Origin of the sequence: Thiomicrospira sp., from assembly GCF_036568485.1 — a bacterium.
Classification (GTDB): domain Bacteria; phylum Pseudomonadota; class Gammaproteobacteria; order Thiomicrospirales; family Thiomicrospiraceae; genus Thiomicrospira.
This window is the reverse complement of record NZ_DATCSL010000072.1, coordinates 1-15,989: the sequence shown is the minus strand read 5'-3', so window position 1 is coordinate 15,989 and position 15,989 is coordinate 1. Positions and strand designations below refer to the sequence as shown.

The 15,989-nt window shown below is 44.4% G+C and carries 14 protein-coding genes; 5 read left to right on the top strand and 9 right to left on the bottom strand.

Annotated features, from left to right (window positions below; all coding sequences use genetic code 11):
* Positions 1 to 266: 266 nt before the first annotated feature.
* Entirely contained in the window at positions 267 to 3,380 is a 3,114-nt protein-coding gene (locus VIM91_RS07410; protein WP_331864181.1) for an EAL domain-containing protein, read from the top strand.
* Between the two features lie 34 nt (positions 3,381 to 3,414).
* Here VIM91_RS07410 and VIM91_RS07405 read toward each other — a convergent pair whose 3' ends face one another.
* The 6 genes from VIM91_RS07405 to mnmC form a co-directional block, all read right to left on the bottom strand.
* On the bottom strand, positions 3,415 to 3,777 hold the full coding sequence (locus VIM91_RS07405) for a glucose transporter (protein WP_331864180.1): 363 nt from the start codon (positions 3,775 to 3,777) through the stop codon (positions 3,415 to 3,417).
* Positions 3,778 to 5,097: an FAD/NAD(P)-binding oxidoreductase gene (locus tag VIM91_RS07400; protein ID WP_331864179.1), complete on the bottom strand. Its 1,320-nt coding sequence runs from the start codon at positions 5,095 to 5,097 to the stop codon at positions 3,778 to 3,780.
* Positions 5,098 to 5,160: 63 nt separating this feature from the next.
* Positions 5,161 to 5,733 (bottom strand): YfaZ family outer membrane protein, encoded by a 573-nt coding sequence (locus VIM91_RS07395; RefSeq protein ID WP_331864178.1) that lies wholly within the window; start codon positions 5,731 to 5,733, stop codon positions 5,161 to 5,163.
* A 15-nt stretch (positions 5,734 to 5,748) separates the two neighbouring features.
* On the bottom strand, positions 5,749 to 5,928 hold the full coding sequence (locus VIM91_RS07390; protein WP_331864177.1) for a hypothetical protein: 180 nt from the start codon (positions 5,926 to 5,928) through the stop codon (positions 5,749 to 5,751).
* Between the two features lie 29 nt (positions 5,929 to 5,957).
* A complete protein-coding gene (locus VIM91_RS07385) occupies positions 5,958 to 6,458 on the bottom strand; it encodes a hypothetical protein (RefSeq protein WP_331864176.1) in 501 nt (166 codons plus the stop codon).
* Between the two features lie 86 nt (positions 6,459 to 6,544).
* Complete coding sequence (gene mnmC, locus VIM91_RS07380; RefSeq protein WP_331864175.1) at positions 6,545 to 8,383, bottom strand: FAD-dependent 5-carboxymethylaminomethyl-2-thiouridine(34) oxidoreductase MnmC; 1,839 nt, start codon at positions 8,381 to 8,383, stop codon at positions 6,545 to 6,547.
* Between the two features lie 145 nt (positions 8,384 to 8,528).
* Between mnmC and VIM91_RS07375 the strand changes: the two genes are divergently transcribed.
* Positions 8,529 to 9,251 carry a TIGR04219 family outer membrane beta-barrel protein gene (locus tag VIM91_RS07375; protein ID WP_331864174.1) on the top strand — a complete coding sequence of 241 codons (723 nt, stop codon included), beginning with the start codon at positions 8,529 to 8,531 and terminating at the stop codon, positions 9,249 to 9,251.
* 79 nt (positions 9,252 to 9,330) lie between these two features.
* A complete protein-coding gene (locus VIM91_RS07370) occupies positions 9,331 to 11,367 on the top strand; it encodes a GNAT family N-acetyltransferase (RefSeq protein ID WP_331864194.1) in 2,037 nt (678 codons plus the stop codon).
* 19 nt (positions 11,368 to 11,386) lie between these two features.
* Here the strand turns inward: VIM91_RS07370 and purU are convergent, their stop codons facing one another.
* Entirely contained in the window at positions 11,387 to 12,244 is an 858-nt protein-coding gene (gene purU, locus VIM91_RS07365) for a formyltetrahydrofolate deformylase (protein WP_331864173.1), read from the bottom strand.
* 110 nt (positions 12,245 to 12,354) lie between these two features.
* On the opposite strand from purU, the gene xthA reads away from it, so the two are divergent.
* Complete coding sequence (gene xthA, locus VIM91_RS07360; RefSeq protein ID WP_331864172.1) at positions 12,355 to 13,176, top strand: exodeoxyribonuclease III; 822 nt, start codon at positions 12,355 to 12,357, stop codon at positions 13,174 to 13,176.
* Positions 13,177 to 13,192: 16 nt separating this feature from the next.
* A complete protein-coding gene (locus tag VIM91_RS07355) occupies positions 13,193 to 13,885 on the top strand; it encodes an FAD-binding oxidoreductase (protein ID WP_331864171.1) in 693 nt (230 codons plus the stop codon).
* A gap of 44 nt (positions 13,886 to 13,929) precedes the next feature.
* Here VIM91_RS07355 and pgm read toward each other — a convergent pair whose 3' ends face one another.
* Both pgm and VIM91_RS07345 read right to left on the bottom strand, forming a co-directional pair.
* Positions 13,930 to 15,570, bottom strand: a complete 1,641-nt coding sequence (pgm, locus tag VIM91_RS07350) for a phosphoglucomutase (alpha-D-glucose-1,6-bisphosphate-dependent) (protein ID WP_331864170.1) — start codon at positions 15,568 to 15,570, stop codon at positions 13,930 to 13,932.
* A 32-nt stretch (positions 15,571 to 15,602) separates the two neighbouring features.
* Positions 15,603 to 15,989, bottom strand: a 387-nt coding sequence (locus VIM91_RS07345) for an NADP-dependent isocitrate dehydrogenase (RefSeq protein WP_331864169.1), incomplete at its 5' end; no start/stop codon positions are given.

Genomic DNA, 15,989 nt, shown 5'->3' with positions numbered 1-15,989 from the left:
TTGTCGCTTGCAAGCCAAACTGACACGGGTGCCAGAATCAAAAACCCAAACCCTTTAGCCGTTTTATTAACAAAAAATTTCATTAAAAACTTAAGCCAAATCATAAATATTAAGTTTAAATTTTTTTGCAGTTGACGTGACGTTTAAGCTCTTACAAAATGTTTAATTTGCACACGGGTGGTTTCTGGAGGAGTAGCTTGCTCTATTTCAAACATTTAGTTAGATGGGGTTGTATATTCCTAGCATTAGGCACCTCTCAATGGGTTATGGCTGACTCAAGCCCATCCATGCGAAGCCAAATCCAAGTTGGCGTGTTGGCTTTCCGCTCTGTTGAACAAACGCAACAACGCTGGCAACCCCTCATTGATTACCTTAATCAAACCTTACCTGAACATGAATGGCAACTGAATGTGTTCTTTTATGAAGACTTTAATCATGCCATGCATCAACAATCACTTGATTATGTCTTAACCAATCCTCAGCATTATGCGCGCCTAAACCACCAAACACCCCTAAAACCCTTGTTAACCTTAATGCCGCTTGCGCAAGGTATCCCTGTAACCGAGTTTGGCGGCGTCATTTTCACGCGCAGAGATGCCAGCACGATCAAAACCTTAGCCGATATAGAGCAAGCCAGCATCGCCGCAACCTTTGAAGATTCATTTGGCGGTTATTTAATGCAACGCTGGGAAATGTTTAAGCAAAACTATCACCCTCAAGATTTGTTATTTACAGGCATGCCTCACGATAAAGTCGTTAAAGCGGTACTCAACAAGCAAGCCGATGTCGCCTTTGTTCGCACAGGTGTACTCGAAGCCATGATTAAAGAGGGCGCACTCAACTGGTCACAAATAAAACTGATTGAACCGAAAACCGACAGTCGTTTTCCTCAAGTGCACTCAACCGAACTTTATCCTGAATGGCCATTCGCCGCCAGCGCCCACACCGATGGTGACTTAAACAAAAAACTCAGTTTAAGTTTATTAAACCTATCAGCTGATCATCCAGCCGCTTTACAGGCCGAAATTTACGGGTTTTCACCAGCAGGGAATTATCAGGCGATTGAAGCGGTTATGTTGCGTTTGGATGTGCTGCCACGTGAAGACTTTGGCTGGCATGATATTTTTCAACGTTATGGCAATCGCATTATTTTAGCGCTAACAATGATCGGCAGTGTGTTATTGCTATTGAGCGGGTTTTTAATCTATTACAATCGCCGCTCCAGTCGGATCGCATTTGAGCGCGCGCAGTTAAATCAAAAATTACAAACCGTAAACCAAAATCTCGAAGACCTGGTAGAACGTCGAACACATGATTTACTTGAAAGCGAACAGCGCTTTCGTCAAATGTTTGAAAAACACGCTTCACCCATGCTGCTAGTCGACCCACCAACTGGTGAAATTATTGATGTCAACCAAGCTGCTGCAGATTTTTATGGCTATAAAATTGAACAGCTGCGACACATGAACCTCAGCCAAATTAACACACTTAGTGATCAAGAGCTTGCCAAAGAACGTAACTTGGCGGCTTTGCAGCAACGCAACTACTTTGTATTCACGCATCGACTTGCTAATGGTAAACAGCGCTACGTAGATGTGCATTCTTCACCGGTCCTAATTAATGGTAAAACTCGACTTTTTTCCATCATTCACGACAGTACCTCACGGGTACAGTTCGAGGAGCGCCTTAAATTACACGATACTGCTTTAAACTATGCCGCTAACGCCATTGCTATCACCGATCACCAAGGCATCATCATCTGGGCAAATAAAGCCTATAGTCAGCTTACCGGCTATAGTGCCGATGAAGTTAAAGGTAAGCTACTTTATCATCCAGATGATGTCAGTGACCAAGATAAAACACTCTATGAACAAATACAACAGGTCGTGCGCGAGGGTCAGGTTTGGCATGGCGTACTTCAACAAACGCACAAGAATGGCGACCTATATTATGAAGAAGTTACTATTACCCCTGTCAAAGATCAGCAACATCAAATTCGAAATTTTGTAGCAGTTGTGCAAGATATAACCCAACGACGTTTAGCCGAACAACAGATTCAGAACCTAGCGTTTTTCGACCCTTTAACAAACCTACCCAATCGACGCTTATTAATCGACCGACTTGAAACGGTTATGGCACAAACCGACCGTCGTCAATTTCATGCCGCCTTATTATTTTTAGACCTAGATCACTTTAAAGTCTTAAATGATAGCTATGGCCATCATGTTGGGGACAAATTGCTAATAGATGTGGCTAAGCGAATTCAAGCCTGCATTCGGAGCGGTGATACCGTTGCGCGGTTTGGCGGCGATGAATTTGTTATTTTACTGACTGAGCTGGATTCACAAGCCATGAAAGCGGCTCAGCAAGCCAAACACGTTGCAGAGAAAATCCGCGAGTCGCTCGGACAAGTTTATTTTATCGAAATCGACGCCGATACCGATAAAATTGAGTACACCATTAGTAGCAGCATGGGCTTAACGGTTTTTCAAGATCATGATAAATCGCTCGAAGATTTACTCAAGTGGTCAGACATGGCCATGTACCAAGCCAAAGCCTCTGGCCGCAATGAGGTTCGTCTATTCGACCCAGAAATGCAAACTCAGCTAGACGAACGTGCCAGCTTGGAACAAGATTTACGTAAAGCCATCGAGCAAGAACAATTAGAAGTTTATTATCAACCTCAGGTAGATGCTCAATGCCGAATTTTAGGGGCTGAAGCCCTGCTACGTTGGCAACACCCGCAACGCGGCTTTATACCACCAGGCCTGTTTATTCCGCTTGCTGAGGAAACGGGGTTAATTTTAAACCTGGGCAACTGGGTATTGGAAACGGCTTGCAAACAACTGGCTGAATGGCGACATGATCCTAAGTTATGTTTAATTCAATTGGCGGTCAATATCAGTGCCAAACAACTAAGACACCCGCAATTTGTCGAACAAGTTCGTCAACTCGTATCTCAATATGAAATTAACCCAATTATGTTGAAACTAGAGCTAACCGAAAGTGTGCTGCTCAGCCACCGAGAAGATTCTATCTCTAAAATGAACGCGCTACGCCTATTAGGCATTCAATTTTCAATGGATGACTTTGGTACAGGATATTCTTCGCTGGCTTATTTAAAACAACTGCCTCTCTCCCAAATCAAAATTGACCAATCCTTTATCCGTGATTTAGTCGATGACCAAATGGATGCCGTTATGGTGCAAGCTATTATGTCACTTGGACAAAAGTTTAATATGAGCGTAATTGCCGAAGGCGTTGAAAATCAACAACAGTTTGATATTTTGCGCAGTTATAAATGTGAATTTTTTCAAGGTTACTTATTCAGTCGGCCGGTACCAATTGATCACTTTAAGCAACAAGTTTTATCTGCTTAAACAGACATTTCTGTTACTCAAAAGCGAGCGTTAACTACTTGGGTTCAACCGGTTTGAAGATATGATAGAGCCGGATCAGAGGGTAGCTCCAAAACAACGACGCGACACTATAGCCAACCGCCATTAGAAACAAAAGCACCCAATCCGCCCAATAGCCTAATAGAAATAGGCTTGATCCTGTCATCCAAGGAATCGTCAAAAAAAGTAAAACAAAGACGCCAGCTAATCCGATGAGCGCTTGCTCAATCACTAAAGGTTGAAAAAACTTGGCTTTGCCTTTTTGCGTCCAAGCCAAATAGTTTAGGCTTGCTCCACCTATCACATACAGGCTAATAACGAACCAATGAGCTTGAGCATAGCCTAGTAACATAAAAAAAGTTAAGTTTAACTCGCTCATTTAAACATGGCCCTTCAACATTTGCAGATACGTGGGTTTAAGTAGTTGCTCTTTCATCACCCAAGCCAACCAAGATTCTTTGTAAGGATCGATAAACGGATAGGTCGGAACTAACTGGCCGTTGTAATCAAACTCAATCAGCATGGCCGCACCAAATTTAGTCAACAAAGGGCAAGATGTATAACCATTAAATCGAGCTTTAGGCTCCTTGCCTGCAATCACGGCTAATAAGTTTTCAACCACTATTGGTACCGACATTTTTACGGTAGCAGCGGTTTTACCACGCGGTGTGCCATTCACATCCCCGCAACCGAACACATTTGGGTATTTTACATGTTGCAATGTATCTTTATCGACCGCTAACCAACCGGCCATGGCACTGTCTTCCGGCCAAGCCAAATCCGAATAACGTACTGAGGATGGAGCCCGCATAGGGGGGACAACATGCAATAAATCATAGCTTTGATTAAAGGTTTGACCATCGGCCTTTTTAAAGGTCGCTTTGCGTGCACCGATGTCAACGGCTGTTAACTCGGTTTCAAGGCCGATCTGCATGCCTTCTTGTTTATAACGCTGCGTAATAAAGTCATTAAACCAAGGCAAGCCGAATAAGTTCTGGGTGGCGGAATAGAAGTTTAAGTTTGCCTGATCAAAACCGCCATTTTGCTTTAAACGATCAATCGCCAAAAAAGCCATTTTAAGTGGTGCGCCCGCACAACGAATCGGCGTTTTAGGCAAGGTAAAAATGCCATCTCCGCCTTGTTCGGAAAACTTTTTAATCGCATCCCAACTTAACGCGGCCACATCTGGGCTATGGTACACACTGGCTAGACCATTTTGACCAAAAGCCTCAATATCGAGACCCTCAATTGCACGATAGTTGTACTCGACACCTGATGCCACCACCAAATAATCATATTGAATATGTCGACCCGTGTCAGTTTCAACCCTTTTGGACTCAGGGTCAAAGTTGATTACCATTTCCTTAACCCAATCGACCTGCTCAGGAATAAATCGACTATTGCGATCTAACACATCACTTTTAGGCCAAGCGCCAGTCGCTACTAACGTCAAGCCTGGCCAGTAATAGTGAGTTTCTTTACGATCAACAATCGTAATTTTGGTATTTTTGAGCACACGTGCCAAACGATTGGCGATACTTATGCCGGCGGCGCCACTGCCGACAATCACAATTCGCGCTGAAGAATCCAATGCTTGCGCATTGATTGCGTGCAATCCAGATGCTGTGGCTAGTGCTGTTGCACCGCCGACTAAAAATTTGCGTCGACTGAGCGACGTCATTTTGTACATACTTGTCATGCTGATCCTATCAAACTGCTCTAAATTCAATATACTTAGGTGTAGATTCAACCTGGGCTGGTATTAGAAGGATAATTCAATACCTACGTGCCAACCATCTTCTAAATCTACATCAGCCACATCACCTTTAATAGAGAAGTAACGATAACCGACAAAACCATTTAGGTTTCTTAAAAGCTGAATTTGGCCTCTTAATGAATATTCTTCCATCGACTCACCATCACCAAATGTAATGATTTGTGGACTATTGAGGTATTCACCTACCAGCGCGGATGGCACTGGAGTCGGCAACCAATAACGTGCATAAATACCTAGCATTGCGCCATAAGTGGTTTCGTTTGCTTCGTCTAAGGTTGCTAAAGCCGCCTTTGCGCGGAACCCAACATCCAGATTGGGGTCAAACGTTCCTTTATTCGTATAAAGAATAGAAGTATCAACTAAGTAGTCTTTATTTTCGTTGTACTGAAAACCGGCTTCAAAACGATAAATTTCTTGCATCCACTCTGTTTCGCTCAACATGCCGATACGCGCACTTTCATCTGCAAGCTTAACGCTTAACCCTACCTGATTGGCGCTGACTGACGTTGTGATTAAACATGCTAAACTCAATGCTGCCGCTTTGACCATCTTTTTCATATTTTTATGTAACCTTTAATGCGTTGATTCAAATGAACTTTGTAAACGGTCACCCGTTTGCGATAAGGATTCAAACATAGCTTGAATCCAATCTAGCCCGTCTGACACCCAATCACGGGCATCAAACCAATTAAACATCACAGCTAGGGATAACACCGCCAATATAATGAGCAGTGTAAATAAACGTCCAAACATAGGTAGGTCTCTCCTGAGAAATCAGCTTGTTATGGAATCTGTTTTTCCTGCACTTTTTGCAGCCGATTGATCGCAGACCAGACTTGCTTGTTTGTATGGGTGTTCTCAAGTTGCCAGTGCAACTCATAGTTTGCTACTCGGCGCAACTCGGTGCGTTCAATATCGAGTTGAATTCTACCCGATAATATAAAGTCTGCTTCATTTTTATTATTCTGAACCAGTTTGACTTTGCCTGATTCAAGTAACAGCCTTTCAAGCGTTCGAATAAAATCTGAACGCGCTAAAATTTCTCCAGTATTGTTTTCGATTTCACCAATCATAAGCGTAGGTTGACTAGCATGACGTTGCTCAAAATTAGCCAGCCAATTAAACTCAAACATCTCATCCACCAGGCCTGGTGCTAAGGTATCAAACTCAATTAAGGTTAAACCAGTGCCTTCATTAAAACCTTGTGGCTCGGCCTGTTGAACGGGTTTTTGGGCGCAGCCAACCAACACAGCGAATAGGCCTAAAACAATCCAATATCTCATGATGTCCTCCTGGGAGCTTTCTCCATTTTGATCATCTTATATAAGAATTAACTGAATTTTAACACAAAAAACGTCTCACTCCTTGATCAATCAAGCGGACCATGGCGTCGCCAATCTCGTATTTTGAAACGCGCTGGATGTGTCGCCGCATAAAGCGAGGGGACAACCGGCATAGTCTCTCCCATCATATCTGCACAAATGATTTTTGCGGCCAAAAAAACCGACATCAATCCGCGCGCGCCGTGCCCATTACTGACATATAGTCCCCTCTGATACTGCTGGGCTGGATACTTAAAAATCGCCTGAGTATGCGATTGACTTAAATAAGCGGAGTTCAACCAATCCTGATCCGCCACGCCACCGATGATCGGCAAATGGTCAGGCGTTGTTGGACGAAACCCGACACGGCCCGTTAGAGTTTCAGAGTCGACATCCAACCAATCTGGTAGGCTATTTTTGACAGTATTCAAATTAAGCTGATGGCCTTGCATACTGACCGTCGGGTCTAAACTGGGGGCCTCGAACGTTGCGCCAGTAACAGCCTTATTATCGGGTGCCGGTGACGAATAGCCTAAATGACTCACGGCTCTTTTAAGCCGCCAGGCCTGGTGGTTTGAATTCAAGTTTGTTACTTGGCCCTTTAAAGGCCGAATTGGCAATGAATCCAACAGGCCTGGCAAAGCGCCTTCGGCTAATACCAATGCATCAGCTCGCCAAATTTGGTTTTGTGTTTGTACGGTCCAATCGATGCCTTGTGCCACACTTTGCACGCTTTGCTCATAGACCACCTCAATTTTTGGATGGTCTAAACACGCCGCCACAACCGAGGGTGGATTTAACCAACCAGCTTGTGGAAAAAATAACCCGGCCTGCGATACCGCCCCACCTAATAAATCACTAGCCTGATCCGCCTCCACCCAGTATGCAAAATCGGCTGGCAATACAACTCTCTCCAGTGCATCTTGCATACGTTGAAAGTTTTTGTCGTCCACCGCCAAATGCAACAATCCGTTAAGCTGACCTTGAATTTTTTTGTTCGCCAGCCAAGGCTTAACCCGCGCCAAAGTGGCTTGTAAACCTTGCCAATACCATTGGCTGCGTAAATTCCAATCTGCCGTCACTAAAGGATGCAAAGCTCCGGCTAAATTTCCGGATGCGCCATCTGCGGCTTTATTTTTGGCTTCTAACACCGTGACGACCCAACCCACTTGAGCCAATTCATAAGCCACACTTGCACCCGCTAAACCAGCACCAACAACAATGACATGCCCAGGCTCTTTGAAAGCGGGCGGCCGATCAAACCAAGGCATTTTAGAAGCAAAGCGGCGCTCACTATTTTTTTGTATCAGTAACCCACTATTAGCTTGATTGCTTAAAACTTGAAAGCCCCATTTTTCATAGTTACGAATTGAATCGGCTTGTTGATACATACTAACCAACTGCGCACGCGATTGACTTTGGCGAGCCAGTTGACTGATGAAACCACTGGTTGCAAACAATTTTTTATCCGACTCATTTTTAGGCCACAATAGCCAACGATCCACCTTTATATCTAAGTCCGTCACGCCTTGTAGTAGATCGCCAAAGTACACACTTATTTGCACGCGACCCTTTAACAAACTAAATTGCTGCCAACCTGGTAGGTTTTTTGGATGTTGAACTAACCATTCATCCCATAAGTCATCCGATACAGTTTGCGGTTTAGCCAACTTTGCCGTTTGCGATTTAGAATTTGAGTTGGGTCGCTGATCAAAAATCACATAGTGCAATTTTGCGGCCGGATCGGCTTTCGCTAACCATAAAACCACCAACCCAAAATACTGTTGAAAATCCGACACCCCAACCTCGGCTAAACATAGATGATCTGAGCCTTTAGATTGGCCTGATAAATTGAGTAATCTCAAGTTGTTTAATAACGAATTCACAAGCCGGGCTCCACTAAAATGCGCTTCGGCAAAGTTCGATAAATTCTTTTTTATGGCTCATCAAAATTCTAATTATCTTTTTTTATTTTGAAATGAAAAAGTTTGAGTTATAATAAATGACAACAACACAGAAGGTGGATGAATCATGAAAAAATATGCCCTTGCCTTAACGGTTTTATTGGCTTCAACTCAAGCCCAAGCGGATATATTAGGTGCAGGTCTAGGAACAGGCATCTGGACATCAGGTCCGGTGGGAACTGTCACGACCAATAATAACGAATTTGATGTTGAAAAAGACACGGGCTTGGATGCAAGTAACAATAATTACGTCTGGTTTTATTTTAACCATCCTTTACCTGTGATACCAAACATCCGTCTTGAATCAACCCAAGTCAGCAGTAGTGGCAATGGCAGCCAAAGCGTGACCTATCTAAATACAACCTTTGCTAATCACGAAACGGATTTAAACTTAGACCAAGTAGATGTTTTGCTCTACTGGGGCATTCCACTTCCTGTTGTCAGTCTAAATTATGGTTTGGGTGCCAAGCAATTTACTGGTGACTTGACCATTAAAGATGGTACAAATAGTAAAACCACCGACTTAGATGGAACAATCCCAGTAGGCTATTTAGCGGCTCAAGCTAACATCCCGGCTTTGCCCTTGAGCTTAAGTGCTGACATTAAAACGCTCGGCTCTATTTATAACGACACCACTTTAAAAGCACGATATGACATTACCAGTTTCGGCTTAAAACTTGGTATTGAAGCAGGTTATCGTGTTCAATCATTAAAAACAGATGAAATCGGTGACATCGATGTCGATATGAAAATCGATGGCTACTTTGCTGGTGTGACACTTGTTTTCTAAACTCAAAACAGGTTAATCAGTCTAAATCTTGCTCACGATCGAAACACTTATCCCCTCTCTTAGAGCGCACTTATTGCAAGTGCGCCATCGTCAACTAATCGTACTTTGCGGCGACCTTACTTGGCGGCTTAACCTACTGAAGCAGTTCGAATCATCAAGCGCTTTATGGTTTGGCGAATCAAGCTTATTGCCAGAGTATCAAACAGCCCAAAAGTTACAAAACCATCTTGGACAAGAAATACCCGGCGCTATCTTTTGTGCAGAGTCTGGCATTGATGCGGATGCCTTGGGTGTGGCCGCTGGCATGATTCAAGCGGGAGGACTTTTATGGTTGTTAATTCCGCCAATCGACGACTGGCTCAACCAAGCCAATCCGGCAAACCAACGTTTTATGAGTCACCCATATAGTTACCAGCAGGCCTGGTACCAATTTAATGACCACTTGTATCGCCACTTAAAATCTCATGGGGCTTGGATTATGCAAAATCAGCCCCTCAGCTTAAACTTAAACCACGAACAAACCCTAAATCATCCACATATTGATGGATTGAGTCATGATCAACAACAAGCTTTGGTGGCGATAGAACAAGCTGCATTTGGTCACCGAAAACGTCCTTTAATTATAGAGGCTGATCGGGGTCGTGGAAAAACGACCTTGCTTGGTGAGGCCGCAGCACGTCTATTACAACAAGGTAAGCAGCACATTGTGATCAGTAGCGCCCGTTTTGCGCAATGTGAATTAGCTTTTAAACGCGCGGCTCAAATACTGGGTGTCGACTATACAAAAAGTGGACTCCAAACTAAAAACCAAACCCTAAGCTTTAAAGCGCCCGATGATTTAATTCATAATACGTCTGACATTGATGTATTAATGCTTGATGAAGCGGCCCATTTGCCATTACCGGTGTTGGAACAGATCGTTCATCTCTATCCTAGAGTGATCATGGCGACCACTCAACATGGTTATGAAGGTTCAGGGCGGGGTTTTAGCCTGAAATTTAAGCCGTTCTTAAGTCGGTGTTTTCCCGGCTGGCACTTGACACGTTTGAGTCAGCCAATTCGTTGGCACGCAAATGATCCTCTCGAAAAAGCCATCAACCAAACCTTACTGCTTGATGCTGAGCTCCATGATATAGCTGATGACTCTAAACTCGCCTCTCAGCCGTTAACGCTAAAATTTCAGACGTGTCTGCCTAGCCAACTTTCAAGCGATGAATTAGCTCAAACATTTAGTTTACTTGTCGATGCACATTACCAAACCTCGCCTGCCGATTTACAACATTGGTTATCTGCACCAGGGTTACAACTCCAGCTCGCTTATTGGAAAACCGACGCCCACACTTCGGCATTAGTCGGTGTGTTATTAACGTGCAGTGAAGGTCACTTGCCGACTATTGACCCCAGCCGACGAGTTAAGGGACATCTAGTGCCACAGCTTCTAAGGCGTTTTAGTGCGCAGGATGACCTGCTAAATCAACCTAGTGAGCGCGCTATGCGATTAGCTGTTCACCCACAAGTCCAAGGGTTAGGAATTGGAAGCCAATTGATTCAGCAGTGGCAGCAAAACACTCAGGCTGACTGGCTTAGCGTGAGCTTTGGTGTCACACAAGAGCTCTATCTTTTTTGGCGTAAACAGGGATTTAAATCGGCTCATTTAGGTGCTAAGCGTGATAAAGCCAGTGGAACGCATAACTTGGTCATGTTATATAGTCGACATGCCAATGCTTTATTACAAAACTGCCAACAACTTTTCCAAACCCAACTGCCGCATAACTTGATTGAACACTTTCACTCCTTGCCAGAGTCTTTAGTTTGGCATTTGCTAAGTGAAAACACAAGTAGCCAGGTCGCAGCGCATTCAATGCTTTTAAAGGCCTATATAAATGAACACACACCCTATGAAGCCGTCAGCCAACAGCTATGGCATTGGGCCCTGAATCAAGCAAATTGGCTACTCAGTCAACCTCAACTGGTGCAAACTATTTGGCTAGATAAAGTGGTTAGAAAATACGATTGGCAAACGATCGCACGTCAGCATAAACTAGCAGGACGAAGTGCCATTGAAACGCAGCTGCGCCAGAGTCTTAAATGCCACTCAGCCTATTTAGTGCCCTAACATCCACCAGACTGGGATATTAATTTGAAAACACCACCGTTTTATTGCCGTGGATAATAACGCGGTCCTCTAAATGAAAACGTAAACCCCGTGCTAACGCGGTTTTTTCTACATCACGCCCTTGGCGACGCATTTCTTCAATACTATGCGCATGCGATACGCGAATCACATCTTGTTCAATAATCGGGCCGGCATCCAATTCTTCGGTAACATAATGACAAGTAGCGCCAATCAATTTAACGCCACGTTCATAAGCCTGATGATAAGGTTTAGCGCCTACAAAAGACGGTAAAAAGCTATGATGAATATTAATCACTTTACCCGCATAATCCTGACACATTTTCGGCGGTAAAATCTGCATATAGCGCGCTAACACCACCACATCCGCTTCATAATGTGCAACTAAGCGATCGGACTCGGCAAACGCTTGCGCTTTAGTTTCAGGTGTAACCGGCACATAATGAAACGGAATCTGATACCACTCGACCATTGAGCGTAAATCATCATGATTAGCGATCACACAAACAATCTCACCCGGCAAATCTTTTTCGTGCCAGCGATACATCAAGTCCGCCAGACAATGCGACTCTTTGCTCGCAAATAAGGCGATTTTTTTGGGCTGTTGCGAATCCGTCATAAACCAAGTCATATTAAAATGATCCGCAATCGGCTTGAACTTGGCTTTAAACACCTCAAGGCCTTCAGGCAACGAACTGGCTAAAATTTCATGGCGCATAAAGAACCAACCGTTACCCGCATCGGTATGATGGTTGGCTTCAACAATGGTGCCGCCCTGATCCGCGATAAACATTGCCACCTTGGCTACAATTCCGACCTGATCGGGACAAGAAATCACCAAACGATAGACTCGACTCATGTTGTTATCCTAGCTAAATCAAAAGGCTTATGATACCAAATCCCAGCCAAGTCAGGCTGTTTGGCTATGGTATAATTTGCGATCTTTTACGGCAAAACAAGGTTGTGTAAATGAAGATTGTGTCATTTAACGTCAATAGCGTACGTATGCGCCAACATCAATTGCAAACATTGGTCGAACGCTACCAACCCGATATTATCGGCCTGCAAGAAACCAAAGTGCAAGATCACGAATTTCCGCTAGCGGATATTGAAAGTTTAGGCTACAAAGCTGAATTTTCCGGTCAAAAAACGCATTATGGCGTGGCCTTACTTTATAAGCCTGAATTGCAACTCACCAAACTGCAAAAAGGCTGGACGACTGACACAGACGATGCACAACGCCGCATGATTATTGGCGACTTTATGACACCAAGTGGTGAAAATATACGTGTATTAAATGGCTATTTTCCACAGGGCGAAAACCGCGATCATCCAATTAAGTTCCCAGCAAAACAAGCTTTTTATGCTGATTTGATGGCCTATTTAAATAATGCATGCCAACCCGATCAAAACTTGGTATTGATGGGCGATTTTAATATTTCGCCACAAGACATCGATATCGGCATCGGCGAAGCCAATCGTTTGCGCTGGCTTAAAACGGGTAAAACCAGTTTCTTACCAGAAGAGCGCGAAATGTGGCAAAAACTTTTGGACTGGGGTTTATACGATACCTATCGTAAAGTACACCCTGACCGCAATGATTTATTTAGCTGGTTTGATTATCGCTCTAAAGGGTTTGACGATGAACCAAAACGTGGCCTAAGAATAGACACTTTATTAGCGACCAAACCAGTCAATGAATTGGTGATTGATTCCGGCATTGCCTATGACGTAAGAGGCATGGAAAAGCCATCCGACCATGCACCGGTTTGGACCGAATTTAAACTTTAAAAGCAGCTCTCACACTATGACAACCAACACGGTAAACAATATGCATCCTTTGAAGGTTCAGCGCGTTAACCATCTAACCGCCAACATCATGCAGCTTTTCCTTGAGCCAAGTAGCATCTTCAGTTATCAAGCCGGCGATTATTTAATGCTAGGTTTGGATCAAGACGAAACCAAGCCTTTCTCCATCGCCAATGCACCACAGGATAACGGCTTATTAGAACTGCATGTACGTAATTTAGATCAAACTGAATGGATGCAACGTTTATTTAAAGTTCAAGTGGGGGATACCTTGTGGGCAGATGGCCCTAAGCCACAAATGAAGCTGCAACATGAAACCGATTTGAATCTCTACATTGCAGGGGGCACAGGCATTGCGCCAATCAAAGCGTTGCTGGAACAACGCTTAAAACAGGGCTTAAGCCAACCCACCAAGCTTTACTGGGGTGCACGTCATATTGAAGAGTTTTACATTCACGACCGCTTGTTAACCTTGGCCGCGCAAGATACACAACTCAGCTACATTCCGGTGTTATCTGAAAACGATCCCGCATGGACTGGCGAAAAGGGTTTAGTACATGAAGTTGCGGTTCAACAAAACCCTGACTTAAGCCAAGCGACCGTTTATTTATGTGGTGCCTGGGCGATGGTGCAAACGGCCGAAACCGATCTAGTTAACGCGGGCCTGCCATTGTTACGTTACATTCACTAATACTGGCGCTTGCTGGCCTATAACCAGCACAGCGTCACGCCCTCTTAAACCAGCACAGCATCCACCAGCTGTTGGGCTTCTTGCAGAATTTGCTGAAGATGCGCCTCATCTTTAAATGACTCAGCATAAATTTTATATACATCCTCTGTGCCGGAAGGTCGTGCGGCAAACCAACCATTTTCAGTCGTCACTTTTAAACCACCAATGGCGGCGCCATTGCCCGGTGCATGCGTGAGTTTGGCACTAATTGGTTCCCCTGCTAACTGAGTAGCCGTCACTTGATTCGCATTTAACTGACTCAATTTAATTTTTTGTTCGCGGTTCGCTGCTGCATCAATTCGAGTGTAAATCGGCGCGCCAAATTGCTGAGTCAGTTTTTGATAATGTTGAGACGGATCTTGCCCCGTTTTCGCGGTGATCTCCGCCGCCAGTAGGTTCATAATCAAGCCGTCTTTATCCGTGCTCCAGGTCAAACCTTGTTTATCTAGAAAAGACGCGCCAGCAGATTCTTCACCACCAAAGCCCAATGAACCATCTACCAGGCCTGGTACAAACCACTTAAAACCAACCGGCACTTCTACCAAAGATCGGCCCATGCTTTGCGCCACTCGATCAATCATAGAGCTCGACACCAAGGTTTTACCCACACCAGCCTTTGCCGACCAATCAGGTCGATGGGTAAATAAATATTGAATCGCCACCGCGAGATAATGATTTGGGTTCATCAAACCGCCAGTTGGGGTGACAATACCATGTCGATCAGCATCCGGATCGTTACCAAAGGCGATGTCAAACCGATCTTTAAGCTTAATCAAGCCTGCCATCGCATAAGGAGACGAACAATCCATGCGGATTTTGCCGTCCTTATCCACACTCATAAAACCAAAGGTTGCATCAACTTTTGAATTCACGATTTCAAGATCTAAATGATAGGTTTGCGCGATGGGTTGCCAGAAATCGACTCCCGCACCACCCATTGGATCAACCCCGATTTTAAGGCCAGAGTCTGCAATAAGCGACATGTCGATCACATCAGCCAAACTATTAACATAGGGTTGAATTAAATCGTTAGACCTTACGCGACCCGAAGCAAGCGCTAAATTCAGACTCATGCGCCGAATATCGCGTCCACCTTGCAATAAAATTTGATTTGCGCGTTGTTGAATCCAATTGGTAACATCCGTATCCGCCGGACCACCGTTGGCTAGATTGTATTTAAAACCGCCATCTTGCGGCGGGTTATGCGATGGCGTAATCACCACGCCGTCTGCCAGTCCACTACTCCGACCTCGGTTAAAGCGGATAATCGCATGTGAAATTACTGGCGTCGGCGTATAACGCCCGCGACCTTGAATAATAATATCGAGATGATTGGCGGCAAATACTTCAATCGCAGTAGTGTGCGCGGCTTCTGACAAGGCATGTGTATCCATACCGACAAAAATCGGACCATTAATGCCAGCTTGCGCGCGATATTCAACTAAAGCTTGGCAAATAGCCCCAATGTGATCGTCGTTAAAACTGGCGTTACTGGCACAGCCTCGATGGCCAGATGTACCAAAGGCAACCGCTTGAGCTGCGTTCGATACGTCCGGCTTCAGGGCATAATAATCCACCATTAATTTAGGAATATTCTCCAACAACTCAAACGGTGCCACCTGACCCGCCAACGCTGATATCGCCATGCGTCATCCTTTTTGCGATTTGTTTACGAAACTTAAGCTAATAAACCATCAATAATGCGGTTAAGTGTGGCACTTGGGCGCATCACGGCATAAGTTTTGGCTTCGTTTGGATGATAATAACCACCCAACTCTACTGGTTGACCTTGTGCTTCTTTCAGTTCGGCTAAAATTTGGGCTTCGTTTTCGGTCATGCTTTGCGCCACCGCCTTAAAGGTCTGCTGTAATTGTGTATCTTGTGACTGCTTAGCTAAAGCTTGCGCCCAATAAAGCGCCAAATAGAAATGACTACCACGGTTATCCAGCTCACCGAGTTTACGCCCTGGTGACTTGTCATTATCCAAAAACTGACTGGTGGCTTGGTTAAGTGTCTCTACCAACACCTTAGCTTTTGGATCCTGTGTTTGATTCGCTAAATGCTC

Coding starts and splice junctions, on each gene's coding strand:
- VIM91_RS07410 (WP_331864181.1), top strand. CDS start 267: ATGGCTGACTCAAGCCCATCCATGCGAAGCCAAATCCAAGTTGGCGTG.
- VIM91_RS07405 (WP_331864180.1), bottom strand. CDS start 3,777: ATGAGCGAGTTAAACTTAACTTTTTTTATGTTACTAGGCTATGCTCAA.
- VIM91_RS07400 (WP_331864179.1), bottom strand. CDS start 5,097: ATGACAAGTATGTACAAAATGACGTCGCTCAGTCGACGCAAATTTTTA.
- VIM91_RS07395 (WP_331864178.1), bottom strand. CDS start 5,733: ATGAAAAAGATGGTCAAAGCGGCAGCATTGAGTTTAGCATGTTTAATC.
- VIM91_RS07390 (WP_331864177.1), bottom strand. CDS start 5,928: ATGTTTGGACGTTTATTTACACTGCTCATTATATTGGCGGTGTTATCC.
- VIM91_RS07385 (WP_331864176.1), bottom strand. CDS start 6,458: ATGAGATATTGGATTGTTTTAGGCCTATTCGCTGTGTTGGTTGGCTGC.
- VIM91_RS07375 (WP_331864174.1), top strand. CDS start 8,529: ATGAAAAAATATGCCCTTGCCTTAACGGTTTTATTGGCTTCAACTCAA.
- purU (WP_331864173.1), bottom strand. CDS start 12,244: ATGAGTCGAGTCTATCGTTTGGTGATTTCTTGTCCCGATCAGGTCGGA.
- xthA (WP_331864172.1), top strand. CDS start 12,355: ATGAAGATTGTGTCATTTAACGTCAATAGCGTACGTATGCGCCAACAT.
- VIM91_RS07355 (WP_331864171.1), top strand. CDS start 13,193: ATGACAACCAACACGGTAAACAATATGCATCCTTTGAAGGTTCAGCGC.
- pgm (WP_331864170.1), bottom strand. CDS start 15,570: ATGGCGATATCAGCGTTGGCGGGTCAGGTGGCACCGTTTGAGTTGTTG.